This is a genomic window from Acetobacter papayae JCM 25143, from assembly GCF_000613285.1.
GTDB classification, from domain to species: Bacteria; Pseudomonadota; Alphaproteobacteria; order Acetobacterales; family Acetobacteraceae; genus Acetobacter; species Acetobacter papayae.
On record NZ_BAIN01000009.1, the window covers coordinates 1 to 23,969 of the forward strand.

At 56.1% G+C, this 23,969-nt stretch carries 23 protein-coding genes, 1 tRNA gene and 4 pseudogenes; 13 read left to right on the plus strand and 15 right to left on the minus strand.

Features of this window, described 5'->3' with window-relative positions; genetic code table 11:
• Nucleotides 1-501: pseudogene (locus JCM25143_RS22240) on the plus strand (hypothetical protein); the annotation flags it as partial.
• Nucleotides 502-572: 71 nt separating this feature from the next.
• On the opposite strand, the gene JCM25143_RS03825 reads toward JCM25143_RS22240, so the two are convergent.
• The gene (locus JCM25143_RS03825; protein ID WP_025860080.1) at nt 573-1,037 is read right to left on the minus strand and encodes a methylated-DNA--[protein]-cysteine S-methyltransferase; all 465 of its coding nucleotides are present in this window, start codon (nt 1,035-1,037) and stop codon (nt 573-575) included.
• Nucleotides 1,038-1,227: 190 nt separating this feature from the next.
• Here JCM25143_RS03825 and mnmE point away from each other — a divergent pair, with 190 nt between their 5' ends.
• The 6 genes and pseudogenes from mnmE (at nt 1,228) to JCM25143_RS03855 (ending at nt 6,924) form a co-directional block, all read left to right on the plus strand.
• Nucleotides 1,228-2,547, plus strand: a complete 1,320-nt coding sequence (gene mnmE / locus JCM25143_RS03830; protein ID WP_025860081.1) for a tRNA uridine-5-carboxymethylaminomethyl(34) synthesis GTPase MnmE — start codon at nt 1,228-1,230, stop codon at nt 2,545-2,547.
• A gap of 42 nt (nt 2,548-2,589) precedes the next feature.
• Nucleotides 2,590-4,470 carry a tRNA uridine-5-carboxymethylaminomethyl(34) synthesis enzyme MnmG gene (gene mnmG, locus JCM25143_RS03835; RefSeq protein ID WP_025860082.1) on the plus strand — a complete coding sequence of 627 codons (1,881 nt, stop codon included), beginning with the start codon at nt 2,590-2,592 and terminating at the stop codon, nt 4,468-4,470.
• Complete coding sequence (gene rsmG / locus JCM25143_RS03840) at nt 4,454-5,053, plus strand: 16S rRNA (guanine(527)-N(7))-methyltransferase RsmG (protein WP_025860083.1); 600 nt, start codon at nt 4,454-4,456, stop codon at nt 5,051-5,053. The genes mnmG and rsmG overlap by 17 nt, the downstream gene beginning before the upstream one ends.
• A pseudogene (locus tag JCM25143_RS16660) lies at nt 5,040-5,827 on the plus strand (ParA family protein). Before rsmG ends, JCM25143_RS16660 begins: the two are co-directional and overlap by 14 nt.
• Nucleotides 5,824-6,780: a ParB/RepB/Spo0J family partition protein gene (locus JCM25143_RS03850; RefSeq protein ID WP_025860084.1), complete on the plus strand. Its 957-nt coding sequence runs from the start codon at nt 5,824-5,826 to the stop codon at nt 6,778-6,780. Before JCM25143_RS16660 ends, JCM25143_RS03850 begins: the two are co-directional and overlap by 4 nt.
• Nucleotides 6,781-6,848: 68 nt before the next feature.
• Nucleotides 6,849-6,924 (plus strand) — tRNA-Lys (locus JCM25143_RS03855).
• A gap of 798 nt (nt 6,925-7,722) precedes the next feature.
• Here JCM25143_RS03855 and JCM25143_RS03860 read toward each other — a convergent pair.
• The 9 genes and pseudogenes from JCM25143_RS03860 to JCM25143_RS16670 form a co-directional block, all read right to left on the minus strand.
• Nucleotides 7,723-8,283: a recombinase family protein gene (locus JCM25143_RS03860; RefSeq protein ID WP_025860085.1), complete on the minus strand. Its 561-nt coding sequence runs from the start codon at nt 8,281-8,283 to the stop codon at nt 7,723-7,725.
• Between the two features lie 222 nt (nt 8,284-8,505).
• Nucleotides 8,506-10,397 (minus strand): annotated as a pseudogene (locus JCM25143_RS16665) (DUF927 domain-containing protein).
• Nucleotides 10,398-10,401: 4 nt separating this feature from the next.
• Nucleotides 10,402-11,463 carry a DUF7146 domain-containing protein gene (locus JCM25143_RS03870; protein WP_025860086.1) on the minus strand — a complete coding sequence of 354 codons (1,062 nt, stop codon included), beginning with the start codon at nt 11,461-11,463 and terminating at the stop codon, nt 10,402-10,404.
• Entirely contained in the window at nt 11,450-12,058 is a 609-nt protein-coding gene (locus JCM25143_RS03875; protein ID WP_025860087.1) for a hypothetical protein, read from the minus strand. The genes JCM25143_RS03870 and JCM25143_RS03875 overlap by 14 nt, the downstream gene beginning before the upstream one ends.
• Entirely contained in the window at nt 12,055-12,804 is a 750-nt protein-coding gene (locus JCM25143_RS03880; protein ID WP_025860088.1) for a phage antirepressor KilAC domain-containing protein, read from the minus strand. Before JCM25143_RS03880 ends, JCM25143_RS03875 begins: the two co-directional genes overlap by 4 nt.
• 291 nt (nt 12,805-13,095) lie before the next feature.
• Nucleotides 13,096-13,731 (minus strand): hypothetical protein, encoded by a 636-nt coding sequence (locus tag JCM25143_RS03885; protein ID WP_148300002.1) that lies wholly within the window; start codon nt 13,729-13,731, stop codon nt 13,096-13,098.
• Nucleotides 13,732-13,817: 86 nt separating this feature from the next.
• Entirely contained in the window at nt 13,818-14,243 is a 426-nt protein-coding gene (locus JCM25143_RS03890) for a hypothetical protein (RefSeq protein WP_025860090.1), read from the minus strand.
• Nucleotides 14,240-14,686, minus strand: a complete 447-nt coding sequence (locus JCM25143_RS03895; RefSeq protein WP_025860091.1) for a hypothetical protein — start codon at nt 14,684-14,686, stop codon at nt 14,240-14,242. The genes JCM25143_RS03890 and JCM25143_RS03895 overlap by 4 nt, the downstream gene beginning before the upstream one ends.
• Nucleotides 14,683-14,928 carry a hypothetical protein gene (locus tag JCM25143_RS16670; protein ID WP_025860092.1) on the minus strand — a complete coding sequence of 82 codons (246 nt, stop codon included), beginning with the start codon at nt 14,926-14,928 and terminating at the stop codon, nt 14,683-14,685. The genes JCM25143_RS03895 and JCM25143_RS16670 overlap by 4 nt, the downstream gene beginning before the upstream one ends.
• A gap of 143 nt (nt 14,929-15,071) precedes the next feature.
• Between JCM25143_RS16670 and JCM25143_RS21315 the strand changes: the two genes are divergently transcribed.
• From JCM25143_RS21315 to JCM25143_RS21870, 3 genes are all read left to right on the plus strand, one after another.
• Complete coding sequence (locus JCM25143_RS21315; RefSeq protein WP_456303592.1) at nt 15,072-15,290, plus strand: helix-turn-helix domain-containing protein; 219 nt, start codon at nt 15,072-15,074, stop codon at nt 15,288-15,290.
• 746 nt (nt 15,291-16,036) lie between these two features.
• A complete protein-coding gene (locus tag JCM25143_RS23355; protein ID WP_148300007.1) occupies nt 16,037-16,189 on the plus strand; it encodes an XRE family transcriptional regulator in 153 nt (50 codons plus the stop codon).
• 1 nt (nt 16,190) lies between these two features.
• Nucleotides 16,191-17,015, plus strand: coding sequence for a hypothetical protein (locus JCM25143_RS21870; RefSeq protein ID WP_148300003.1), 825 nt, complete (start codon nt 16,191-16,193; stop codon nt 17,013-17,015).
• 129 nt (nt 17,016-17,144) lie between these two features.
• Here JCM25143_RS21870 and JCM25143_RS16675 read toward each other — a convergent pair.
• Nucleotides 17,145-18,479 (minus strand): annotated as a pseudogene (locus JCM25143_RS16675) (tyrosine-type recombinase/integrase).
• Between the two features lie 734 nt (nt 18,480-19,213).
• Here JCM25143_RS16675 and JCM25143_RS03920 point away from each other — a divergent pair.
• Nucleotides 19,214-19,489 (plus strand): hypothetical protein, encoded by a 276-nt coding sequence (locus tag JCM25143_RS03920; RefSeq protein WP_234394941.1) that lies wholly within the window; start codon nt 19,214-19,216, stop codon nt 19,487-19,489.
• 63 nt (nt 19,490-19,552) lie between these two features.
• Here JCM25143_RS03920 and JCM25143_RS03925 read toward each other — a convergent pair whose 3' ends face one another.
• From JCM25143_RS03925 to JCM25143_RS03940, 4 genes are all read right to left on the minus strand, one after another.
• Nucleotides 19,553-20,425: an energy transducer TonB family protein gene (locus JCM25143_RS03925; protein WP_025860095.1), complete on the minus strand. Its 873-nt coding sequence runs from the start codon at nt 20,423-20,425 to the stop codon at nt 19,553-19,555.
• The gene (gene exbD / locus JCM25143_RS03930; protein ID WP_025860096.1) at nt 20,422-20,883 is read right to left on the minus strand and encodes a TonB system transport protein ExbD; all 462 of its coding nucleotides are present in this window, start codon (nt 20,881-20,883) and stop codon (nt 20,422-20,424) included. The genes JCM25143_RS03925 and exbD overlap by 4 nt, the downstream gene beginning before the upstream one ends.
• Before the next feature lie 9 nt (nt 20,884-20,892).
• A complete protein-coding gene (exbB, locus tag JCM25143_RS03935) occupies nt 20,893-21,627 on the minus strand; it encodes a tonB-system energizer ExbB (RefSeq protein ID WP_025860097.1) in 735 nt (244 codons plus the stop codon).
• A gap of 67 nt (nt 21,628-21,694) precedes the next feature.
• Entirely contained in the window at nt 21,695-22,273 is a 579-nt protein-coding gene (locus JCM25143_RS03940) for a biliverdin-producing heme oxygenase (RefSeq protein WP_025860098.1), read from the minus strand.
• A 205-nt stretch (nt 22,274-22,478) separates the two neighbouring features.
• Between JCM25143_RS03940 and JCM25143_RS23365 the strand changes: the two genes are divergently transcribed.
• Nucleotides 22,479-23,048 (plus strand): hypothetical protein, encoded by a 570-nt coding sequence (locus JCM25143_RS23365; protein WP_234394942.1) that lies wholly within the window; start codon nt 22,479-22,481, stop codon nt 23,046-23,048.
• Nucleotides 22,937-23,968 carry a porin family protein gene (locus JCM25143_RS23370; RefSeq protein WP_234394943.1) on the plus strand — a complete coding sequence of 344 codons (1,032 nt, stop codon included), beginning with the start codon at nt 22,937-22,939 and terminating at the stop codon, nt 23,966-23,968. Before JCM25143_RS23365 ends, JCM25143_RS23370 begins: the two co-directional genes overlap by 112 nt.
• The last annotated feature ends 1 nt before the right edge of the window (nt 23,969 follow it).

Genomic DNA, 23,969 nt, shown 5'->3' on the forward strand with positions numbered 1-23,969 from the left:
GGCGGCTGGGGCGGCGGTTATCCGTCCATGGGCTGGTGGGCCCCTGATTACTATGGCGGCTGGAACTATCCGGCTTATGGCTGGGGCTATGATAGCTGGAACGATCCGTGGATCAGCCCCGGCTGGGCTGGCTGGGGTTGGGGCTGGTCTGCTCCGTTCATGTTTGGGGCTGCCATGGGCTCGTCAGTTGGCAATGTTGTTGTTGTTCGGGGTAATGGCCAGTCGGCCGGTTCGTCCGGTGGCGCGTATTACAATGAGCAGGGGCAGTATGTAACCTCCCAGCCAATGCAGTCCGGGGGTATGACATCCTACCCCAGCTATGCCGTGCCGGGTGGGGCGCAGAGCATGACGCAGGTGAACGGGCAGGCGCCTTTTCCCTCGCCGGTTTATACCGCAACCCCGACCACAAACCCCGGTACAACGCAGGGTGATCCAACGGTTGTGCATTGTGCGAGTGGGCGGTTCTTTAACGTCATGACCCAGAGCTGTGACAGCCCGTAACGCTTGGTCAGAGAGAGTGTGAGGGCGTGCCCGGCCCGGTTTCCCATAAGGGGAGCCGGGCCGGTTTTGTCTCAGGCCTTGCTCGGGAACTCGGCCCCTTCGAGCCTCAGAAGCCACGCTTTGTCTTCCACCCCGCCATCACCGGAGTAACCGCCCAGCCCTTGCTGCGCGACAATACGGTGGCAGGGAATGAGAATGGGAATAGGGTTACGGCCCACTGCCTGCCCGACAGACTGGGCGCTGCCACCTACCTGTGCGGCCAGTGCGCCATAAGTGAGGGTCTGCCCGACAGGGATTGTGCAGAGGGCTGCCCAGATTTTTTTCTGATAGGCCGTGCCAAAAGGTGCCATGGCAAGGGGGAAAGCCCCTTGGGCTGCGGGGTCATCAAACCATGTATCCAACCACGAGCAGGCCTGACTGAGCAGGGGCGTTTCGGTCTGATCGCGCCCCCAGCCCCAGTCCAGAGAAATAATGGCGCCGTCTTCTTCCGAAAGGGTGAGCGGGCCGAGGGGGGAATGCAGGGAAAGCTGGGGCATGGTCAGAAAGAAACCTTCCGGGGAATAATCAGGGCAGGCTGGTGCCTAAACCCTCTGGATAATGCGCAATTGTGCCACGCCTGCCAGCTTATTGGCATCTTATCATTTTTTGAATCTACGACTGGCGCGGAAACTGCATTAGAAGCGGTGGTGCCACAAGGGCAGGAAGCAGCAAAGGGGGAGCGCGGCATTGGGCTATCAGGGTGAAGAGACGATTTTTGCTCTGGCCAGCGGTGTGGAGCGTGCCGCCATTGCCGTGATGCGTGTGAGCGGGAAAGGGAGTGCAGCCCTGCTGGAGCATCTGTGCGGACGCCTGCCACCCCCACGCCATGCGGGCCTGCGCAGGCTCTGGCGTAATGCACAGACCCGCGAGACTGAGTTGGACCACGCCGTTGTGCTGTGGTTTCCCGGCCCGGCCAGCTATACGGGAGAGGACGGGTTTGAGCTGCACCTGCATGCCGGGCCAGCCATTATCCGCGCGGTGTCGGATGTGCTGGTGGAGCAGGGTGCCCGCCCGGCGGAACCGGGGGAGTTTACCCGCCGCGCCGTTGTAAACGGGCGTCTGGACCTGCTGGAAGCTGAAGGCATTGCAGATCTGGTTGCCGCTGAAACCGAAGGCCAGCGCAGGCAGGCTCTGGCCCAGACCGATGGTGCGCTCAGCCGGATGTATAAGGACTGGGCCGACCAGCTCAAGCAAAGTCTGGCCTGGCAGGAAGCGCTGATAGATTTTGCGGATGAAGAACTCCCCCCCGAGGTCGAGCAGGGTCTGTTATCTGGCATGGGGGCGCTGCTGGCGGATATGGAGCAGCATATAGCCGAAGGTCAGCAGGGAGAGCGGATCAGGGGTGGGATGGTTTTTGCCATTGCAGGCCCCCCCAATGCGGGTAAATCAAGCCTGTTGAACTGGCTGGCCGGGCGCGATGCAGCGATTGTTTCACCCGTTGCTGGCACCACGCGTGATGCACTTGAAATTGTCACTACCCTTGCGGGCATACGGGTGACGTTTATTGATACGGCGGGCCTGCGCGAGACGGAAGATGCCATTGAGGCGGAAGGGGTGCGCCGGGCATTGTTTCACGTGAAACAGGCTGATTGTGTTATTCAGATGTTCGCGGCAGATACGCCACCGCGCACTGTGTTTCCCGGCGCTGTTCTGGTAGGAAACAAAACCGATTGCGGGAGCGTGCCAGAATCGGTTGAAGATGTGCCGGTTGTGGCCGTCAGCCTCAAAACTGGTAATGGCCTGCAAGACTTGCGGGCTGTGCTGGAACGCCGGGCCGAAATGCTGACAGCATCTTCCTCCGGCATGCCATTGCTGACGCGGGCACGGCACGCCGCGGGTGTAAAGGAAGCCTGCGAGCACCTGCATGCCGCGATGGTGCAGGACTGGCCCGAAATGCGTGCCGAGGAACTGCGGCTGGCCATGCGGGCATTAGGCCGCCTGACGGGGGAAGTCGGGGTTGAAGATCTGCTGGATGCGATATTCGGGCAGTTCTGCATAGGAAAATAGGGGGCTGGCTATACAGCCCAAGTGAGGGAAAAGGTTAGGGTCATGCAGGCGGGTTATGATGTCATTGTGGTGGGGGGAGGCCATGCGGGGTGCGAGGCTGCCGCTGCCGCTGCGCGTTGTGGTGCGCGTACCGCATTGCTGACCCATAGCCGGGCCACACTAGGGGCCATGTCCTGCAATCCGGCCATAGGCGGTATTGGTAAGGGGCATCTGGTGCGCGAGATTGATGCGCTGGATGGGCTGATGGGCAAGGCGGCTGACCGGGCCGGTATTCACTTCAAGCTGCTCAACCGCTCCAAGGGGCCAGCCGTGCAGGGGCCGCGCGCGCAGGCGGACAGGTTTTTGTATCGCACTGCCATTCAGGCCCTGCTGGCCGAGCAGGACGGGCTGGAAGTTGTGGAAGGCGCTGCGGCTGATCTCGTATGCGATGCGCTGGGCCGTGTGTGTGGCGTGGTTACGGAAGACGGCAGGCATTTGCAGGCCGGGGCTGTGGTGCTGACAACCGGCACGTTTCTTGATGGCGTGATTCATATTGGCCATGAAAGCCGCCCGGCAGGCCGTATTGGCGAGGCGCCGTCCGTCCAGCTTGCCAAAAGGCTCAAAGGGTTGGGCCTGCGAATGGGGCGGCTGAAAACCGGCACGCCCGCACGCATCAAGAGCGAGAGCATTGACTGGGACAGCCTTGCGCGTGATCCGGGTGATGTTGTGCCGGAACCGTTCAGCCGTATGACTCAGGCCATTACCACGCCCCAGCTAACCTGCGGCATTACGGCTACCACGGAAGAAACGCACCGGATTATTCGCGAGCATCTGCATCTGTCGGCTGTTTATGGTGGCGGCATTTCCGGCCGTGGGCCGCGCTATTGCCCATCGATAGAAGACAAGGTGGTGCGGTTTGCGGAAAAAACCAGTCACCAGATTTTTCTCGAGCCTGAAGCCCTGCCCGAGCATGAAGGGGGAGACCTCGTTTATCCGAACGGTATTTCAACCAGCCTGCCCGCCACGGTGCAGGAAATGATGATCCGTTCTATCCCCGGGCTGGAACGCGCGGTGATTGCCCAGCATGGCTACGCAGTGGAATATGACTATGTCGACCCGCGTGAGCTGACTGCCGCACTGGAACTGCGTGCCGTGCCCAACCTGTTTCTGGCAGGGCAGATCAATGGCACCACCGGGTATGAAGAGGCCGGGGCACAGGGGCTTGTTGCTGGGGTCAATGCGGCCCGGCGTGCTGGCGGGCAGGAGGCAGTCAGCCTTGATCGGGGCAAGGCGTATATTGGCGTCATGATCGATGATCTGACCACCCAAGGGGTGAGTGAGCCATACCGCATGTTTACCTCGCGGGCGGAATACAGGCTGACCTTGCGGGCTGACAATGCCGATATGCGACTGACCCAACTGGGTGCGGAATGGGGGTGTGTCGGGGCAGAACGGCAGGCGGTCTTTGCGCGTGATGTTGCGGCCATAGAGAGTGCCACCCGGCAGGCGGAAGAGCAGAGTTGGCAGCCGCAGGAACTCACCCGGCTGGGGATGAAAATCTCGCAGGATGGACGGCGGCGCAGTCTGGTGGAGATTCTGGGCTACGGCACGGATGAGGCCGTTATAAGCAGCCTTGCCCCATGGTTTTTACAGGTGCCTGAGCGTGCCCGGCACTATATTGTCACGCAGGCCCGCTATAGCGGTTATCTGGCGCGCCAGCAGCGCGAAATCCGGCAGCTTGAGGTGGAAACGGAAATCCGCTTCCCCCCCGATATGGACTTTGCGGCTATTGGTGGCTTGAGTGCTGAAATGCAGGAACGGCTTGAAGCCGCCCGGCCGGAAAGTTTTTCGGCCGCGCAGAGGGTTAAGGGGGTAACCCCCTCCGCACTGATGGCGGTTCTGGCTTATCTGCGTAAGGGAAAAACCCATGCCCGCACCGTATGAGAGCCTGCCTGTTTCACGTGAAACAGGCGAGCGGCTCACCCGTTATGCGGAGCTTCTGCAAAAATGGAACCCACGGATCAACCTTGTCTCGCCCAGAGATATGGAGAACCTGTGGGAGCGGCATATTCTGGATAGTCTGCAACTCCTTCCTTTGTTAAAAGGGCACGAGCGGTTTACCGATATGGGGTCAGGCGGTGGCTTTCCCGGTGTGGTGCTGGGTATTGCGGCAGATATCCCCGGTGTGCTGATCGAGTCTGACCAGAGAAAGGCGGCGTTTCTGCGCGAGGCCGCTCGGGTGAGCGGTGCACGGCTTGAGGTTGTGGCATCCCGGCTGGAGCAGGCACAGGTGCCCGCTGCCCCCGTGGTAACAGCCCGCGCGCTGGCTCCGCTAGGTAAGCTGCTTGAATGGGCCTTTCCATTGCTGGAGGCCGGAGGACGCTGCCTGTTCCTGAAAGGGCAGCAGGCCGCACAGGAAATCAGGGAGGCGGAAAAGGACTGGCGGATGGATATCCGAACCTATCCGAGCCAAACCGCGTCCGATGGCGTGATTCTGGAAGTGAGTAATTTCAATCGTGTCAGATAAAAAAACACAGACCTGTCGTATTCTTGCTGTCGCCAACCAGAAGGGCGGCGTAGGCAAGACAACCACATCCATCAATCTGGCGGCGGCTCTGGCTGCTGGTGGTGCACGGGTTGTTCTGGTCGATCTCGACCCACAGGGGAATGCCTCCACAGGGGTTAGCGTTGCGTATGATGCCCGCAAGGGCGGTACATACGGGCTGCTCATGCTCGAAAAAACCGCGCATGACCTGTTGCAGCCAACCGAAGTACCAAACCTGTCCGTTATCGCCTCGGATACGGAACTGGTTGGCGCAGAAATTGAACTGGTCGATGCCCCTGACCGTGAAACCCGGCTCCGTTCGGCGCTGGCGCCGCTTCAGGCTGAGGCAGATTATATCATTATCGACTGCCCCCCAGTCTGGGCCTGCTGACCCTGAACGCCCTTGTTGCGGCGGATGGTGTACTGGCGCCGTTGCAGTGCGAGTTCTTTGCGCTTGAAGGGCTGGGCCATCTGGTGCGCACCATTGGCAGTGTGCGCAAAAAACTTAACCCGGCACTGAAAATGGCCGGAATTGTGCTGACCATGTATGACCGGCGCAATAATCTGTCCGAACTGGTTGCGGCGGATGCCCGGAGCTTTTTCAAGGATGACGTGCTGCAAACCGTTATCCCCAGAAATATCCGTATTTCCGAGGCGCAGAGCTACGGCCAGCCCGTGACCGTTTATGACAGCAGGGCTAGCGGTGCTATGGCCTATCAGGCACTAGCCGCTGAAATCATCGAGAGGACAGCATGAGCGGAACCGTGAAAAAACCAGCCGCCCGTCCCAGACTGGGCCGTGGCCTTGCTGCGCTGCTGGGCGATGCGGCTGTGGCGCAGTCCGTTTCTGTCCCCGCAGCACAGCAGGCTGGCGCCTCTGTTGTTGAGGCGCACACACAGCCAACTGAGCCAGTGCGTGTGGTGGGTGTCAGTTCTCTTCCGGTGGAAGCTCTGGTGCCGGGGCCTTTCCAGCCGCGTCAGGATATGCAGCCTGAAGCGCTGGAAGAACTGGCCCAGTCTATCCGTGAGCGGGGTATCCTTCAGCCTATTCTGGTCCGGCCTGACCCCGACCAGCCAGGGCAGTATCAGATTATCGCCGGTGAACGTCGCTGGCGGGCCGCACAGCTTGCACAGTGTCACGATGTGCCAGTGCATGTGCGTGACCTGGACGAAGCCGATGCCATGGCGGCGGCGCTGGTGGAAAATCTGCAACGGGCAGACCTGAACCCGGTTGAAGAAGCCGAAGGCCTTAACCGCCTACAGGAAGACTATAACCTTACGCAGGAAGACCTTGCCAAAGCCATTGGCAAGTCTCGCCCGCATGTCGCCAACATGCTGCGGCTTTTGCGCCTGCCCGAAGCCGTGCGGACAGAACTTAAGACCGGCAACCTGTCAGCCGGTCATGCCAGAGCGCTGCTGTCGCATCCCAATCCGGTGGCTGCTGCGGCCGAGGTCATTAGCCGTGGCCTGTCGGTTAGGCAGACAGAAGCCCTTGTACAGAAGGCTCTGAGCCAGCAGGGGAGCCCTGTCGCCACCCCGCAGGACAAAGCGCCCAAAGACCCCGAAATCAAGGCGCTTGAGCGCGATCTGGCCAGCAGGCTCGGGTTGCGTGTGGCTGTGAAATTTAACGGACACCAGAGCGGTTCGCTGGAAATTCACTACAAAAACCTTGATCAGCTCGATGTGGTGCTGGCTTTGTTAAAATCTTGATTTTTATGGCTTGTGCAGAGGCGGAAGAGGTGTTAGAAAGCGCCTACTTCAGCCCGAACAGGCTGTAAGGGCGCATAGCTCAGTTGGTAGAGCAGCTGACTCTTAATCAGCGGGTCCAAGGTTCGAGTCCTTGTGCGCCCACCAATCTTTTCCTTAGATTTTGGTGGTTTTAAGGTTTCAGGCTGGCAGGGTGTCCAGCTTCCGGAGTCAATCCGGAGTCATTTGAAACCGTTTTTTCTAGATCGCATGGGGCAGGGTTCTTTCCCGCCAGCGGTTCTGTCACCCGAAAAATATGACTGTCTTTCCCCCCGGATCTCTATGTGTCTTTTTGTTTCAATTTCGCGGATGCAAAAATTTGGTTATGGCGCGGTCCCGGTGCTCATGCCTGTGAGAGATTAAACACCCCTATCCCTATGGGTGCCTCCGCTGTTTGAAAAACTTGATTGTTTTCAATTGGCAGAAAAAATCCGCGCGTGAGCCTGATGCGGTTGCGGTGCCCAAGGGCATCCCGACTTTCAGATAGCCCCCCACCTACGAGCCTAGGTTAAGATATGCGTTTTACGCATGACCTTGGCCGCGTCACACCTTCCCGTTCTTACCACCCCTACCCCAAAAAAGGTGTATCAGGTGTAACAGGTGTATCACTCTAGATAAGTGACTGATTTACTTATCTAAAAGTGATACACCTTTTTTGTTCTGGCTGTTACACCTGCCGAAAATAGGTGTATCACTTTGAAAGTGAAAATGGCTGTTTTCTGCCATTCATAAGGATATTGCCGCTCTAAACGGCTGGTTTTCCCTGCTTTTAGCCGCTTAAAATGCACACTTTTTGTTATGCTTTTGGTGCATGGCTTGGCTTGTTTCAGCCCTCAAATGCTCAAAAATCGGAAAAGAAACCCGCGCGCTGCCCGCGCACCACACCACGCATGTCATGGCCACGGCTCACGCAGGCTCGATTGCATCCTTGCAGCGATAAACAGAGGCCCGGCTTATACCAAGGCGGCTGGCAATCTCAGCGGCGCTCATACCCTGCTCCATAAGTGCCTGCACTTCTGTAGCCTGATTGCGGGCTGTGGGCTTGCGCCCTTTATAACGTCCGTCCGCCTTAGCCTTGGCTATGCCTTCCATCTGGCGTTCCCGGCGGAGGTTTGTCTCAAACTCAGCAAATACGCCCAGCATATCCAGAAAGGCTTTGCCTGCTGCTGTGCTGGTGTCCACGGGCTGTTCTGTGCAGCGCAAGGCCGCACCCTTTGCCTTGAGTTCCATCATAATGGTTTGAAGGTCAGCAATGGAGCGGGCCAGCCGGTCTATGCGTGTGACGACCAGCACATCGCCCCGCTGGAGGAAGGCAAGCAGGGTTTGCAGTTCTTTCCTGCCACTGGTGCTCGACCCTGAAACTTTTTCGGAGCGAATGACGGTGCACCCGGCTGCGGCAAGGGTCTGCTCTTGAATGGTCAGGTCTTGGTCAGTCGTACTGACTCGCGCATATCCATAAATGGTCATTTCGCGTCTCGTTTGTCTCAATAGGGTTTAGACTTTCTCTTTTGTCTGTCTCAAAATTAAAAATCAACCTATTTGAGACGCAGAAAACCGCCATCCCACTGTCTCATAAATTTGTCTCTATGGGGTATACTTCAAAGAGACACGGCGAGTCATGCTGCTGGTGCATACCGAGCAAAAATAGACCGGAGGCAAACGGACACGCTCCCTCCCTCCGGCCATAGGTCATTCATTGCCGGTAGAGAGTGCCAGAATGTTTCCGGCCACCACATAGAGCCGGACATTGGCCGCTTGCCCCGGTGGGCGGACAGATTGCGAAAACTTGCCCTCTTTATCCGGTATCAGCACACCACGCTCGGCCAGCGCCTTGGTTGCGTCCCGCAGGTTCAGGCCCGCCAGAGCCTCACGTATCCCCGAGGACGTGAGCATATAACCCCAGCCCCATTGCCCCTCTTGCGTTTTGGCCCAGCGCCGCCAGCCTGCTTGGTTCTGTGTGCGGTATCTCTCTGGTGGTGGTTTGCTTCATCCCATGATTGCGGCAGTTCCTCTGCTGTTCTGTCCACCCAATCCTGAAAGCGGGATGCACCATTGCGGGCAATGAAGTCGCGGAGCTGCTGCACGGCTTGTTCATCCTCCCTCCGGCCGGAGGTACCACGCGCCCGTAACCAGTCCCCAAAACACAGGCCAACCAGCACGTCTGCCGTATCTGCATCCCAGCCGGTCAGGCCAAAGGTGGTTGCCAGTTCACCGCCTACGGCGATCATGGCAAAGCGCCGGGCAACAGAACGCACCTGTCCTGAGGCACGAGGCCAGTTTTGCAGGTATCCGGCGGCTATGGCCTCCAGACGGTCAAGCAGGCGCTCCCGCAGCGGGCGTATGCCTTCCTCCGCCATGAGGACGGTCAGACGTTCCAGAAAGGCCCGAAAGGGTGCGCCGTAAAACTGCCCGCAGGCATTGCCCAGATGGTCCGCAAACTCCCCAGCGGTATCCATATGGTGCGTGTTCTCAAACAGGCCCATACCGGTCCCGGCATCGGCTGGCACGTCACAGTAGCGCACCTCCATGCCAGCTTTGGTGGCCCGGCCAGCCTCGCGGTTCACATCATCCAGTGTTTTTTCGCCCGTGGACAGGAACAGCACCCGCCAGCGAGCAACCGCCCGAGCAGAGCCAGTGCGACTGGCACGGACTTTGCCCTGCCCATTGGCAAGCATGTAGCTCACATCAGCAATTTCTCTTGGGTCTAGCTGACCTATTTCGTCCAGCGGTAGCAGGGCATCACAGCTTGCCAGCGCAACACTTTCCAGCCCGTTAGAGGTGCTGCGCCAAGAGCGGGCATAGCCTTTGGCCCCGGCATCTGCCGTGCCGCCGCATACGCTGGAAGCAACCAGCAAAGCTGTGGATTTACCAGCCCGGCTGGCACCAAAGAGCGATATGCCACCACCATCCAGCCCCAGCAGGCCAAGCAATGGTGCAGCGAACGCACTCGATACAGCCAGGACAAGGCGACTGTTGCCCCGGCACAGCAAACCTATGTGCTGCTGCCATTCTTCCACCGTGCCAGATACGCCAAACAGATCCGTTTCCGGTTCGGCTGTTTGCAGCACAACGCGTTCGTCCATGTTGCCGTAGGTGCCGGTTGGCAGCACATACGCCCGGCCAGACGGCAGTGTATGCCAGCCAATGCGTCCGACCGACTGCGCCCGCTCTGGTGTGGAAATGCTGCTTATCCAGTCCGTAAACCCGGCCTTGGCTGCCGGGCTACTTGCAAGCGTAAGCCCTCCGTCTGCAAGCTGGCTCCGGAGTTCGCCACAATCGCCACTGAACATGGAACGCGGAAAAGCCTGTTCATGCTGTTGTCCGTCCCGGTCAATCCAGCTCAGCAGGATGCCCCAGCCTTTGCCATCTGGCCCGCGTGTTTCGGCTAGGGCTTCAATAGGGCCGGACAGTTTCATATCGGCTTTGGTGCTGTCCGCTGCTTTTCGGAACAGGCCAAAATTATCAACGAAAAAGCGCCCGTCCTCTGTTTCTGTCCGTCTAGCGGAGGGCTTGCGCTCGGTGCCTTTATCCTTGCCGTTTTTCAGTTTGATAACTTTGGCACCCGACAAAGCTGCCCGCACACCTTCACGGCCTGTTCCGGCCTGTGTCTGGTTCGTTTCGGAGGACATCGTTCCAGTCTCCATGTTCGATTTCTGGCACGGCGAGCCGAACCGTGCGGCCCTGCTGTGCAAATTGGTGAAGGGCAGCTTTCAGCGCCTTACGCGCAGCCGGATTTCCGGCATCGTTATCAGCCGCCACAATAATTTCGGTGATGGTGTCAGGCAGTTTGACGGCAGCCATATTGCTTAGGCTGACAGAGGCCAGAACACGGTATTCCGGGCAGGCAATGGCACAGGACAGGGCTGTTTCTATGCCCTCCGCCAGAATGGTCACATCACCATCCGGAGCCATGCCAAGGGCTGCACCAGAGGCACCACGCCAGAGCCTCACGCACCCACCTGCAAAACTGCCCAGCACCTTTTTAGCATTTGCCAGTTCAGCTTTGCCCCATGCGCCGGAGGGTGCCTGTGCCAGCCATGTTCTGTGCACCGCAGCCATTTTCCCTGTTGGCCCAACGATTGCGGCCAGCATGGCAGGCAAAGGGCGCTGCGCCTCCGCACACCACACGGCGGGATGGAAGCGCAACGCACCCGGCGCACGGCCAAGCAAGCGCAGGTCTATGCCACGGCCAGACAGATAGGTTTCGACTGGAGTGCCAGCAATGCCGGGTGCTGCGTCCTGCCACAGCCGCCGCGCCTTAGCTCGGCGCTGTTGCGCTTCCCTGTCCAGTTCAGGACTATTCAGTTTTTCTTGAACCGGAGGGCGCAGGACGGGGGCATGTGACGCGTTGTTCGCCAGCCCAAGCCATGTGCTAGCCCATGCCATTGCGTCTTTGCGGGCATGGCTGAACAGGCAGGCGGCTACAAGGTCCAGAGCATCGCCACGCTCCCCACTGGAGAAGTCACACCACAGCCCCCGCCGTGCACCTGTCAGACGCACGGCAAGGCTTTGTCCCGGCTCTCCAGCTAAAGACCCCACGCGCCATTCTGCACCGTCCTTTTTGCCATGTGGCAGCAGTTCAGGTGCGAGGCGCGTAATATGGTCCGCCAGAATCCGGGCCAGTTCAGAGGCGCTAAACAGCCGCATGGCCACGCCAGTCTTTGGGGAGAATGGCAACACCACCCTCCGGTGAACAGAAAGCACGGCCAGCGATCAGTTCACGGCCTGCATGATCACGCTTGTCAGCCAGTTCCAGCAGTTCGCTCCAGCCGATCTGCTCCAGCCAAAAGAGAGCTTCAGATGAGCGGCTGTTGCGGCATAGCGCCACGCGCAAACGCACCAGTCCTGCACGAATGGGGATGAACTCCCGTGCCGCATGTATGGGTCTGTCTTCGTCCACAAGGAGGCTTGAGAATGTTGCATCAGCCTCCAAAAGCTCAAGGACATAGCTCCAGACTGTTGCCAGCCCGGTAATGGCCATAGGCGAGGGAACCGCTGCAAAATCCGTGATGCCATAAGGCCGGAGGGCTTTGGTTAAGTTCGGCTGTGACATGCTTTCAGGGAGATATTTCTCAACGCCAGCCAAGACATTGAGCAGCTTAGTAAGCAGATTAGGTCCATGGGCGTCATAGTCCGACCATAGCCATGTGCAGGGCGTTTCCTCATACTGCTTTGCAACCATGGCCATTTCCACGGTTGAGAGCATGGCATCATGCGCCCATGTCGGTTGAAGGGGCCTCATGCCGCATCTCCTTCCAGCATGATGGTTTCGAGGCGGGCAAGGATAAGCCGAAGTTTAGCAACGCCCCGGTCAGTTACGACAACTTGAGAGCGTTCCTTGAGGTGTCCGTTCTCGTCACGGGTTTCGTGATATTTGTGCGTCAGGCAGCCCGACTTGATCTTGTCGGCTTTGCCCTGCCAACGTCCAGCGCCACCAGAGCGGTATATCCAGCCGATTGCTTCCAGCTTGCTAAGGAACTGGTTACGGGTTTGACCGCACAGCTTGGCCGCGTCTGTCAGGGTATGCAGGCCGTCCATACACGTCAGGTTGTGATATGCCTGTGCTTTAGGCGCCAGCACCCTTACGGCATTTTGGCTGGCGTGAATGGCGGCTTCGGCAACGCCCAAGACATGGCCAATATCAGGCTGTGCGCCAATGCTGTATGTGCCTGTGCGCCGGAGGGCTGGTAGCACCTCCGCTGTAACCCATTTTTTGAACCGCTTGGCTGCTGCTTTCCGACTGGTCAGGATAAGGGAATACAGGCCGGACTCGTTAATGGCGGTCATTTCTTGTGGTCCACCAAGGGTGTCCACTAATACCGCCCCCCTTTCGTCATCATCCAATCGAGTAGCGGTATCTCGATATTTACTGATCTCCAGCACTGCACAGACATCCGCCAAAACCCACCATGTGATACCATTGCGGTTAATGGTGCGAACCGCGTGGCCTTCAAAATCGAAGGCAAGAGGAGTAAGCGCGGTTCTCATGCCACACCTCCGAGCTTTACCGTTGAGTCTGCTGTGCTCCGCATAGACCGAGAGACGACCCATGTGCGGAGGGCGGATAGGGTATAACCCACGCGCCTTTCAGAGATTTTTACAAAGATTGGCCCTCCGCCATCTTTGCGCATGTTTTGCAGAGTCCTGCTTGATAGCCCGAGAAAATCTGCTGCCCATTTTTCTGAATAGATACGGGTTTCATCCAGAATAGGGGCTGCCGGGAATGGCGGTCTCACTTTCATTGTTCCTCTTTTTTGTTGGTCTTATGGGTAAAAGGCATCACTTATGACGCCCCCTTTTAGCAATCGGTGCATGTTTAAGATTGTATGTGAGAACAGAAGCCATTTTCGCTAGTTCAACTACCAAGGCGTGGTTATAGTTTCCACCTTGCAGGTAGGTGTTCATTTTCTCTTTAAGACCATCAAGGCCCACCGCATAAACCGGGTTAACAATGAGAGGAGGGGTGCCTGTGCCCGCCCATCCTTCAACCTTGCCAGAGTCTATCGGGGGATAAAATTCCTGAATGTCGCGGTTCTGGAACAGTAGATAAACGCGCTTATCGTCCCTTTCGTATTCTGGGAAAGGTGACGGCGGGTTTTCCATAATTGCTCTGTAACGCGCTTTCAGGCTTTCCCGTGCATGATAGATAAAGAACCCGGTTGCACCCAAGCCAAGGCCTGAGTCCATAATGGTCAAGGCCACGGCCATGAGAAACACTTGGTCTGCTGTAAATTGATTGTCTTGCCCTGCCTGTCCTACCCGTTCTTCTGGCAGCAGAGGGACGTTGACTGAAACTAGCTTGTCAAAGCGCCGGCCAAAAATGCCCGGAGGACGCTCCGCACCACCTGCCAAGGCCGGATTGCTCAATGTGCGCCATAGGGCGTAAAGAGCTTGGCTTTTCTTGTAGGTGGCCACGGCGGTTCCTTTCTGTTCACCGGGGCATAAAAGCACATCCATCACATTTGTCCACCAAAATTGTCATTGTTTTTTTGTGAGGCGTTTCAAACTCCATTCAGCAGGTCACGGCAGAGCGACCACATAAGATAGTCCGGAGCACCGGGGCTGACTGTGCGGTTGCGGTTAAGGGGCATGGCGGTAAGGGCCAGCCGGGCTTTGGCCTGTAGCCCAAGCAGCGTATGGGCTTGCAGGCTCCCGGCCTCATCCCATTTATCGGACAGGGCATCTACTAGCGCGTGCTCCTGAGCTTCCACATGCGGCGGGGTGTCAATTTCATCGGCCCATGCCTCGGATAGCAGGCAAAAGGCTGCATCGGCTTCTAGCCCGGCCTGAACCACCCGTAGCAATTCCGCATCATCTGGCTCCACAGGAGCCGCCAGAGCGGGGGCTGCACTCCCTGCGAGGGCCAGAACACCGGCCAGTGCCGTGCGGCGGGATAGGCCGGTTTGTGTGGGGGCTTGCTTGCTCATGCTGCCTGCCCTCCGGCTAGATCATCCAGCAGGCTCATGACCAGCCGGATTTCCTCACATTCCGCGCCAAGATCAAAGTCGGCAAGGGCGGTGGGGAGAATGGCCTGCAGGATGGATGCCTTGCCCTGCTGGCCTGCCGTGGTGCGGGCTGGGGTGTTGGCAAGCTGGCCTAGGATGTCAGCCTCCTGCCAACACAGCTTGGCTAACTCCGCTTCAAACCGCTTTTGTTCGGGCGAGCCGTAGGGCAACTCCGGGTCTGCATCCATTGCCCTAATGCGCCCATGCACCCGCCAGAACGCGGCGCAGAGGGCCAGAGCGGCACTATCCTCATTGGTGGTGGCCGCACAGGCCATAACGGGCAGGGCGGTCATTGTGGCGGCCAGCACAGAGGTAAGAGCACCACGGCGAGACAGGCCAGTAGAGGGATGCTGTATTTGGCTCATTCTGCCACCTCCGGGCTGGGAGGCAGGCAGGCCATGTAAAGCGTGGCGGGCTTGTGCTGGGGCTGTGCGTGGTGGGCCTGTGGCTCGGAGGGGGCTTGCAGGTGTTCTGGGTGCAGGAAACAGGCCAGAGCGATCATGCAGAGGCTAGCAGCCCCGAGGGCGGTTAGAGCCTCGCCACGTAGGCGAGCAAGCGTAAGCACTGCCGGGCGTGAGCCGGGCATGGTATAGGCGTGGTTAGCCATTACCGTCTCCTGATACGAGCGGTTGTGGTTAGGCCAGATCGGGAGCTTCGACCTTCCCTTTCTGGCCGCAATTACATTGCCCTATAATCGAAACACGGTTACTCTTTGTTTGCAAGAATAATTGTAACGAGGTTACTGTTTTGTTGGCAGTTCAGTGTAAAATGGCGCGTGTGGCTGTCGGGTGGGGTGTCCGCGAACTTGCAGCGGCTGCTGATGTGTCTCCCAACACCATTGCCCGCCTTGAACGAGGCGAAGAACTAAAAGCCAGCACAATAGAAGCTATCCGCTCCGCACTAGAAACTGCAGGGGTCGAGTTCATCCCAGAAAACGGCGGAGGGGCTGGGGTTAGGTTACGGAGATAAATTTTGACCACAAAAGCAGATATTGTAAGGTTTTTATATAATTATAAACAAATAATATGGGCAATAATTGTTGCGCCTTTTTTTTGTTGTAAAAGCATTATTGTGTGCAAATTCAACAATAATAAGATGGAAATATTTCATATATTTTGCGCTAGCATCTGATATATCATGCTGTTTTTCATTTATTTTCGTTGGAGTTATATCAGCTTTTTTTGAAGATATTGGAATTTGGGGGCTTTTAGCTCTATTTGCATCACTTATTATGGCAGCTGTTTGTACTGTAAAAATCTTCGAGATCAAATTCATTTTAAACCCAATGAAATATTCACAGAAAGATGTCGATAGGTTTGTTAGAATAATTAAGAATATACTAGAGGGAGTTTATATATTTTCTTCTTTTTTCCTCGCTATGATTATTGCTTATGAGAAAGTTAAATTTGGAGATAGTGAATTGGTTAGATATTGTTATTTTGCATCTATAATGATTATATTTCCAAGAGTGTGCAAATATTTTTTTTGACGTTTATAGTCCGCATAACATAAAAAATTTTTTGAAGGAGTAAAATACTGAATTCTTATTGGTGGTGGCAGCGCAGGCCATAGCGGGCAGAGCGGTCATTGTAGCGACCAGAGTATCTTCATACAGACGAGCAAGGATAAGCACTGCCAAACCATGATGGTATAGGCGCGGTTAGCTCTTGATACGAGCAGTTATGGTCAGGCTGGTTTGAGAGTGCGCACCATCCATTGCCCGCCTTGAACGAGGCGAAGAACTAAAAGCCAGCACAATAGAAGCCATCCGTTCCGTACTAGAAGCCGCCGGGGTCGAGTTTATCCCCGAAAATGGCCGAGGGGTTGGGATTAGGTTGCGGATAGAATTGCAAAAAGAAAGTTTTTAATATGGGAATTGGTAAATTAGTGAAAGATAAACACTATCCTCAAATGACGTGGGAGTTTTTGAATAGGATATTTACAATAGAGTATTTTAGATTTTTTCTATTTGGGTTTACGGTAACGCCAATATTTGTAAATTTTATTGACTTAATAAATAAAAAATCATGTGGATTGAGTGGGGTTTCCGCAAATAATATTTGTATTATATCTAGCGGTTTAAGCCTTCCTTTTTCTTGGGAAGCTATGTGGATTGCATCAATAATTTATTTGATTGCGTACGTAGTTTATTTATTGTTCTGTCCACCCTTCATAAGGAAATATAAAAATATTGAAAATTATATATCAAAAGCGCTTCCGAATAGAAATATAGCGCATGAATGGTTGGAGTTTATTAGGAAAAATAAGGAAATATTGATAGATAATAACGATTTTTTCCAAAAATTACGCGACTCATCATTTAATTCACGTGTCAATATAGAAATAAATACAAAAAAAGATTTAGAAGAATTATATATTAAAGAATTCATTAATGAAAATAAATCTGGAATTTTAATTTCTTCGAACAATAGTTTTACAATTTATGGAAATTTTGAAGGGAAAACGTTAATTTTTAATTACAATCCAGATAGCAAATCATCTGATATTCAAATATCAGAGAATTACAAAGAAATAGTCCTTTCTCTATTTGATATAAATGAAAAAACAAAAACAATATCTAAAGTAATTTGTTATATCCTGTTGATATTTTCTTTTTTCTTTTTTTTGATTATACTTTATCAGAATATATCAAAAACATTCGAATATATTTTGTTATCTATTTTCGTATCGTGATTTCGATGACACAACTCAGAGCGAGTACATACTAAGTCCAAGCACCTAGCCGCAGAGCTATGACAAGCTTATGTGCAACATAGATTATAGAAGGGCACCCTTTCTTACACGGAGGGGGCCCTTCGTTCTTTATTGTCTCAACACCACCACATTCCCTGCCGTGGGTTCGGTTTCCACTCCGGAAGCCACATCCAACACATGCCCGGCCCACGCATCCAGCGCCGCCGCCCGCTCTGTCAGGAACTCATGGCGCTGGTAAACGGCTGCAACGCCTTTAATGGCGCCTTCCGTATGGTTCAGCACTCTATCGGCCACATGGGGGCCAATCCCTAACCGGGCCATTACTGTCACTCCCGTGCGGCGGAGGTCATGCAACCGCCACCCCACCGTAGCTTGCAGGGTGGAGGGGCTTTTTTCCCGCTTTTTTTTGCCCACCGGTGGCCTGCTCGGCTCTTTCACGCATAATCAGAGCTTCCAGCCGTGCCACGGCAGCCGAGAAGCCGGAAATGGGCGTTTTGCCCGTGCAGGTAAACACCAAGGGCGATATGGCCCCGGTCTTTGGGTCGGTCTGCCGGTGTAGCCCTGCCAGCACATGCCGGGCCGGTTCGGACAGGTGGACAATATGGCTTTGCCGTTCTTGGCGCGCTCGGCCGGAATGGTCCAGGTTGAAAGGTCGGGGGTTATCTCGCCCCATTGCATCCCCGCCACCTCATTCCTGCGCTGGAGGGTTAATGCCAGCAGGCGAAAGAACGGGCCGAACGGGTAAGGTAGCAGGCCGGAAGCCCGCCAGAACTCCCCCAGTTCTGCATCGGACAACACCCGGTCGCGGGAGACTTCGCGGCCTTCCACAATCGCGGCAGAGAACGGGTTGTCTGGCACCAGCCCGCGTTTGACTGCCCAGCCATACATGGCGCGGCCATAGGCATGGAGTCGGCGGGCTGTGGTCGGGTGGTCCTCGGCTATTTCATCCAACCGGGCCTGCACCTCCGCTTGCGTAATGGCGTGGGCTGCACGGTCAAGCAGGTGGGGCAGGGCATAGCGTATGCGCTGTGGGGCATCGCGCCGGTAGCTGGCCGCCCGGTCACGCAATGCCCCGGCAAGCCAGCGGTCTATCAGCACATCCAGCGTTAAGGCATTGGCGGCAGCTTGTGCGGCCTGCTCGGCCACCTGCGCCTGATATTCCTGCACCTGTGCCTTTTTATCGCCAGCAGGGTCTCCGCCCGCCATAACGCGGCCCCGTGCGGCTTCGGCCAGCTTGCGGGCCTGTGCCAGTGTTAAGGCTCCATACTGCCCCAGCACCAGCCGTTTGGGCTTACCGGCAAAGCGGTAGTTGAACAGGAAAGTCTTGGTGCCGGTGGCATTTACCCGCACGGCAAAGCCTTTCACCTCACTATCGGTAAACATCACGTCCCGCTTATCCGGCGGGCAGGTGAGGGCGTCTATTCCCGATTTTGTCAGCTTCATGCGGCCCCTCCGGGGCATCTGTCACACCTGATACACCTCACGAACTGGTGAGGTGTATCAGTCTGAGAGCCAAAAAACCTAATGAAATCAATATAATATATATGAGTGTTACACCTGATACACCTATTACACCGCATTTGGTGTAACCCGGCCCGAATTTTTGGCACCTGTCCCCTCCTGCACCCGCTGATGCCGTTTTCCGGAGTCAATCCGGAGTCATTTGAAAAGGTAATCCGTGTGGCTCGTTGCGTCACGTTGCATGATCGCTTTTTTAAGACCCGCAAAAGACTGCCATTTTTTCGTCTCCTTGCGGCTCCCTGCGTCTTAACTGTATCTAGGGTTCTGTGTCTCTTAATCAGCGGGTCCAAGGTTCGAGTCCTTGTGCGCCCACCAATCTTTCAAAAAATGTTGGTGGTTTTCAGGTGGTAAGCCAGGCAGGTAGCCCAGCTTTACGCCCTGTTCATGTAGAACCTCTTTGCCTGCGTTGTTCCGGCACGGGGCTTTTTCTTCCTTATTCATATCCTGTTGTTATCAGACTGTTTTTTCAGAAATAGGCTGATTCTGGCGCGTGGTTTTCATGCCTTGCTGGCATGGCTAGTGCGGCCACAGCCCTGCGCAAGACGTCAGGCTCATATGCAGGAATGGTTGGTATATAATAAGTTTTAAAAAATGAACCTTGAATGCTAGAGATGCGTAAATAAATACTGTTACAGTTCTGTTAAACAGGAGGCAGTATGATGAAAAAAACATACTATGCTTGTGCGCTGGTTCTGGGTCTTGCTGTTACGCACACGGCCCATGCTGAAACATGGGATGCCGGTGTTTCCAGACATGTCAAAGTCGCGCACCCGGCCACGCCAGATACGACAAAAGGCGGAGTGTGGGATGCAGGTATTGCCCGGCAGGTTAAGGTCATGCACCCCGATACCCCTGACACGACGCGTGGCGGAGTGTGGGATGGCGGAATTTCCGAGCATGTCAGGGTCAAATATCCCGATATGCCGCAATAAATAGCATGGGGCAGATGGCGTCAGACTGGTTGGGGTGGTGTTGCCCCTTCCGCCTTTTGGCCATCAGTTCCGTGAGAGGGTGAATTCTATGGGCACGGTGAGTGTTACGGGATTGCCCATGATTTCATCTGGAGGCGGCGGCAAAGGCTGCGCGCGGGCGGGGAGAGAGAGTGCTTCCTGATCGAGCTGGGCGTAACCTGATGTCTGGGCGAGAATGACCGACAGCACATGACCCTGCCGGTCCATCGAGAATGTCACTCTGGGTGTGCCTTCCTGATGCTCGGCCATGGCCTGAGAGGGATAACGCCTGAATTTTTCCAACTGACCCAGCAATGCGCTCTGCCATGTCTGCGGATCATGCGTTGTTTGGGTGGATGAACCTCCCGCCGCCGCGGCCGCTGCAATGGGCGTTTTCTGTGTTTCGGATGGCGGCGGCGCACTTGAGGTGGTTGCGGGCTGCTTGCTGGCATCGGCCATTTTGTTCTGTGGTATTGGCCGTTTATGTTTTTTGCTGGTTTTGACTGGTTTTTGTTGTCTGGCTACCGGTTCTGGCGGGTTGGGCGCGGGGGATGGCTGGGCCATTACCTTTGGTGGTTCATATGCTGTGGGTACAGCGGGAGCCTGTGTTGGCTGTGGCGCTGGAGATTTATCCGTTGCCGGAGCCGGTATGGTAGCGGGTTCGGGTGCCAGATCAATGGCAATCGCTGTGGGCGGTTGCTCAGGCAATGGTGTCACGGGGTGGGGCCGTTTAAGTACCCACCACAGGCAGGTGGCACTTATAGCCAGCGTAGCCAGAAAGGACGCCGTCCAGCGAAGGGAGTCTTCTCGCCGGATCTGGCGTTGCTGGTCCTGTTGCCAGTCTGCAAAAGACAGCCAGCCGCCTGCCTGCTGGTGCGGTAGCAGCCTGTCCTGCGGTAAACGGGTTGCACCGCTCATGGCGGGGGCGCCTGAATGGGAACTGACGCGCTTTCCTGTCCTTCTTCCTGCCCCTGCTGGGTTACCAGCGCCACCCGGAGATAACCTGCGGCACGCAGCTGGTCCATAATCTGCATGAGTGTGGCGTAATCCACGGTTTTGTCTGCCCGCAGGAAAATGCGTTCGTCTTTATTGGTGTGCGTGGCTGCATCCAGCGTTGCGGGCAGGGTTTCGGCGGTAACGTTATCCTCCCCCAAGGCAAGGGAGTGATCCGCCCGGATAGTAAGAAAAACAGGGTTGTCAGGCCGGGGTGTCGGTTTTTCGGTTGATGAGGGCAGGTCTACCGGTACGTTGACCGTGGTTAGCGGGGCGGTGACCATAAAAATGACCAACAGCACCAGCATGACATCGATAAACGGTGTGACGTTGATTTCACTCGCTTCATGCGGGGTTTCGTCAGCATGGCGGATACGGATCATGGTCTCGTCTCACTCACCCGCCAGGCGCGAAGGGGTCAGGCGCACGACCTGCCCGCGTGTGGTCAGGGCCTGCATGCGGCCCAGATCCCGTGAAACAAGCCGCATGACAAGTGCAGTCAGGTCCGCCACCTGCGCGCGGCATGCGGCGGTCTGGCGGGCAAGAAAATTGTAGATAACCACCGCCGGAATGGCCGCAACCAAGCCCAGAGCCGTTGCCAGCAGGGCTTCGGCAATGCCGGGGGCCACCACGGCAAGGCTTGTGGCCTTGCTGGCTGCAATACCCGTAAAAGCGGTCATAATGCCCCATACCGTGCCAAACAGGCCAATAAACGGTGCCGTTGCCCCAATGGTAGCCAGCAGGCCGGTGCCACGCATGAGCCTGCGGCCTTCGGCGGCTTCAAGGCGTTCAAGATGCAGGACAGTGCGCTCTTTCATGCCCTCGCGGTCTTCGGGAATATCGTGCGAGCGGGCGCGCTCAGCCCCGGCCGCCATAAGCAGCGCATGCGCAATATTCCGCCTGCACGTGAGGTCCCCTGCCTGTTCCAGCGAGTTAGCCTGCTCCATCTGGCGCGCAGCAGCCGCCAGCGCACGGCGGACACGCAGTAGTTCAACAGATTTGGCTATGAAGATCGTCCATGTAAGCAGGCAGGCCAGTGCCAGCAGGATCATCACACCCCGCACGACAGGCCCGGCACCTGAAAACATGTCCCATGGAGAGAACTGGGGAGGAGGCATGTTCAACATGGCTTTTTACCTCAAGGATAAACGGAGCATTTCTGCGGGCTGTGCGGGAGGGATGGAAAAAGCGGCCTTACTGTTCGGCAAGGTAGCGCGCCATATGCGCAAAGGCGTCTCGCGCCCCATCGATACAGGCCTCTGGGTCTATGGCCGTATCATCGAGCATATTTCTGAACGCCAGCCATGAGGGGCCACGGCCTGCCGGGTCGGGGGCGAGGTGGCGCGCTCCAAAATCGGCGCTGTAGCCGAGGTTCTGGGCCAGTTTGTCAAGAATATTGGCCCCCAGCTTCGAGCCTTCGGCAACGTATAGCCAGCCGATGGCTGTTTCCGTGTGCAGGCGGGTGAAAAAATCTGGCCCGTTAGGCGTGTTCTGCCGGGGTATATCCAGCCCGAGGTCTTTCATATCCTGTGTGATATGAGCAAAGCGGTTGCGGCTTTGCAGATCGGGAATGAAGGCCTCTAGCCGGGTATCACGGTATACGGGGTCAAGATCGCGGTGGAAGCGGTATTGCAGGCGGACAAAATCACGGTATCCCTGCGGGGAGCCAAACAGGTTCCGGCCTGATATCTCGTTATCGAGCAACTGGTGCTGTGCGGCGGTTTCGGTTTTCAGCCGGGTAGAAAGCGGTGCGGGGGAGAGCGTTTCCGACATGGCGCGACATCCTTGTTCTAGGGGCCGGGGTTATTCTCCTATCCCAAAATAGTGCAAATGAGAATCATAATCAACTATTGACAGGGTGCGGTCATTCCGTCAGATGAGAATGATAATCATAAACGATAATGCAACGAAAAGGACGTGACCCGCGATGCCCAGCTTCTTTTCGAAGCACACTGTCAGTCATCGGCATTATATCCTGATGACGACGGTCTTTTTCTGCGCTTCTGTTCCCGTCGCGCGGGCTGAAACCACCACCACCGCCACCCCCGCGAAACCGGCCGCCACGCCGCAGGCCACGACCAGTGCGCAGCCCCCCGCCACCGCAAAGCCGATCGCTCTCTCCCCCGTTCGGGTGCGCGGCAAGGCCGATATTATTGATTCAATGAAATATGATCCCGATCAGGATCATAGCGCAGTGGGCAAGGCATCGGTTCTGACCAAAACCACCACGTTCAAGACCTTCCGTGACCGGCAGATCGATAATCTTGAAGACTATGCCCGCCGTGTTGATGCCTCGGTCAATTATAGTGAGGGCAATTCCAGCATCAACATCCGTGGGCTTGACCAGAACCGTATCCTGACTCCATCGACGGTATTCGCATGCCATGGGCTAATGATGGTGCCTATGCGGGGTCTTTCAGCACGGCTCAAGGCGGCGTGTCGGATTTCGATTTCAATTCGCTCGGCGCGATTGATGTTGTCAAAAGTGCGGATTCCAGCTTTTTCGGCACGGGCTCGCTTGGTGGTGTCATTGCCCTGCGCACGCTAGACCCCGAGGATATTCTTAAACCCGGCAAGAATTTTGGTGGCATTACCAAAGTTACCTATAACGGGGCGGCTGAAGCGGCACTGCTCAATCAGGCTTTTGCCGCGCGCTATAATAATACGGTCTTTCTGGTACAGGGCGGCTACCAGAACGGTAGCCAGACCGGCAATATGGGCAATGTCGGCGGCTATGGTACAACCCGTACGGAAAAAAACCCGGCATGGTATGAGCAGGGAAACTTCCTTGGAAAAATCAGACATTATTTTGAGGGCGGGCACAGGATTACCCTGACTGGCGAATGGTATGACCGCCAGTACAATGAGCGGACCCGCACATCGGAAAAAACCGCCACCAGCCGTTACGATACCCGCAGCGAAAACCAGCGCTCACGCGTATCGTTCGATTATGACTACAAGAGCGAAACCCCGAATGCGCTGTTCAGCGAGGCGCATTTTCTGGCCTACTGGCAAAGCATCCAGACCGATACCGACATCACCAACCGCGATAGCGCGAATGCCAGTTCGTATTACCACGAACACCTGACCCTGCCTGTCGAGTCCTATGGTGTCAGAGGGTCGGCAACCAACCATATTGTCACAGGGCCGTTCCGCCATGACCTGACCTATGGGGGCGAGGTCTTCCTGACCGATACCTACCAGACCCAGACTGGCGAGCGTGCGGTATCAAGCCCTTATCTGCACAATAATTTTTCTGACATGCCTCGAGTCCACGGTACGGATCTGGGCGCACTCGTGCAGGACCGTATCGGGTTCAGGGGGGCTGACTGGCTGCATATTACACCGGGGGTTCGCTTTGATTACTTCCAGCGTGATCCGTCCAATACCGCCTCATATCAGGCGAATGCAGCTATACGGGCCTGCCCCATGGGGCGCATGGCTCGCATTTCTCGCCCAAGGTTCTGAT

Excerpts from the sequence above, each read along its gene's own strand:
- JCM25143_RS03825 (WP_025860080.1), bottom strand. The coding sequence starts at position 1,037 with ATGCCCCAGCTTTCCCTGCATTCCCCCCTCGGCCCGCTCACCCTTTCG.
- mnmG (WP_025860082.1), top strand. The coding sequence starts at position 2,590 with ATGCAGGCGGGTTATGATGTCATTGTGGTGGGGGGAGGCCATGCGGGG.
- rsmG (WP_025860083.1), top strand. The coding sequence starts at position 4,454 with ATGCCCGCACCGTATGAGAGCCTGCCTGTTTCACGTGAAACAGGCGAG.
- JCM25143_RS03850 (WP_025860084.1), top strand. The coding sequence starts at position 5,824 with ATGAGCGGAACCGTGAAAAAACCAGCCGCCCGTCCCAGACTGGGCCGT.
- JCM25143_RS03860 (WP_025860085.1), bottom strand. The coding sequence starts at position 8,283 with ATGACCATTTATGGATATGCGCGAGTCAGTACGACTGACCAAGACCTG.
- JCM25143_RS03870 (WP_025860086.1), bottom strand. The coding sequence starts at position 11,463 with ATGCGGCTGTTTAGCGCCTCTGAACTGGCCCGGATTCTGGCGGACCAT.
- JCM25143_RS03875 (WP_025860087.1), bottom strand. The coding sequence starts at position 12,058 with ATGAGGCCCCTTCAACCGACATGGGCGCATGATGCCATGCTCTCAACC.
- JCM25143_RS03880 (WP_025860088.1), bottom strand. The coding sequence starts at position 12,804 with ATGAGAACCGCGCTTACTCCTCTTGCCTTCGATTTTGAAGGCCACGCG.
- JCM25143_RS03890 (WP_025860090.1), bottom strand. The coding sequence starts at position 14,243 with ATGAGCAAGCAAGCCCCCACACAAACCGGCCTATCCCGCCGCACGGCA.
- JCM25143_RS03895 (WP_025860091.1), bottom strand. The coding sequence starts at position 14,686 with ATGAGCCAAATACAGCATCCCTCTACTGGCCTGTCTCGCCGTGGTGCT.
- JCM25143_RS16670 (WP_025860092.1), bottom strand. The coding sequence starts at position 14,928 with ATGGCTAACCACGCCTATACCATGCCCGGCTCACGCCCGGCAGTGCTT.
- JCM25143_RS21870 (WP_148300003.1), top strand. The coding sequence starts at position 16,191 with ATGGGAATTGGTAAATTAGTGAAAGATAAACACTATCCTCAAATGACG.
- JCM25143_RS03920 (WP_234394941.1), top strand. The coding sequence starts at position 19,214 with ATGATGAAAAAAACATACTATGCTTGTGCGCTGGTTCTGGGTCTTGCT.
- JCM25143_RS03925 (WP_025860095.1), bottom strand. The coding sequence starts at position 20,425 with ATGAGCGGTGCAACCCGTTTACCGCAGGACAGGCTGCTACCGCACCAG.
- exbD (WP_025860096.1), bottom strand. The coding sequence starts at position 20,883 with ATGATCCGTATCCGCCATGCTGACGAAACCCCGCATGAAGCGAGTGAA.
- exbB (WP_025860097.1), bottom strand. The coding sequence starts at position 21,627 with ATGTTGAACATGCCTCCTCCCCAGTTCTCTCCATGGGACATGTTTTCA.
- JCM25143_RS03940 (WP_025860098.1), bottom strand. The coding sequence starts at position 22,273 with ATGTCGGAAACGCTCTCCCCCGCACCGCTTTCTACCCGGCTGAAAACC.
- JCM25143_RS23365 (WP_234394942.1), top strand. The coding sequence starts at position 22,479 with ATGACGACGGTCTTTTTCTGCGCTTCTGTTCCCGTCGCGCGGGCTGAA.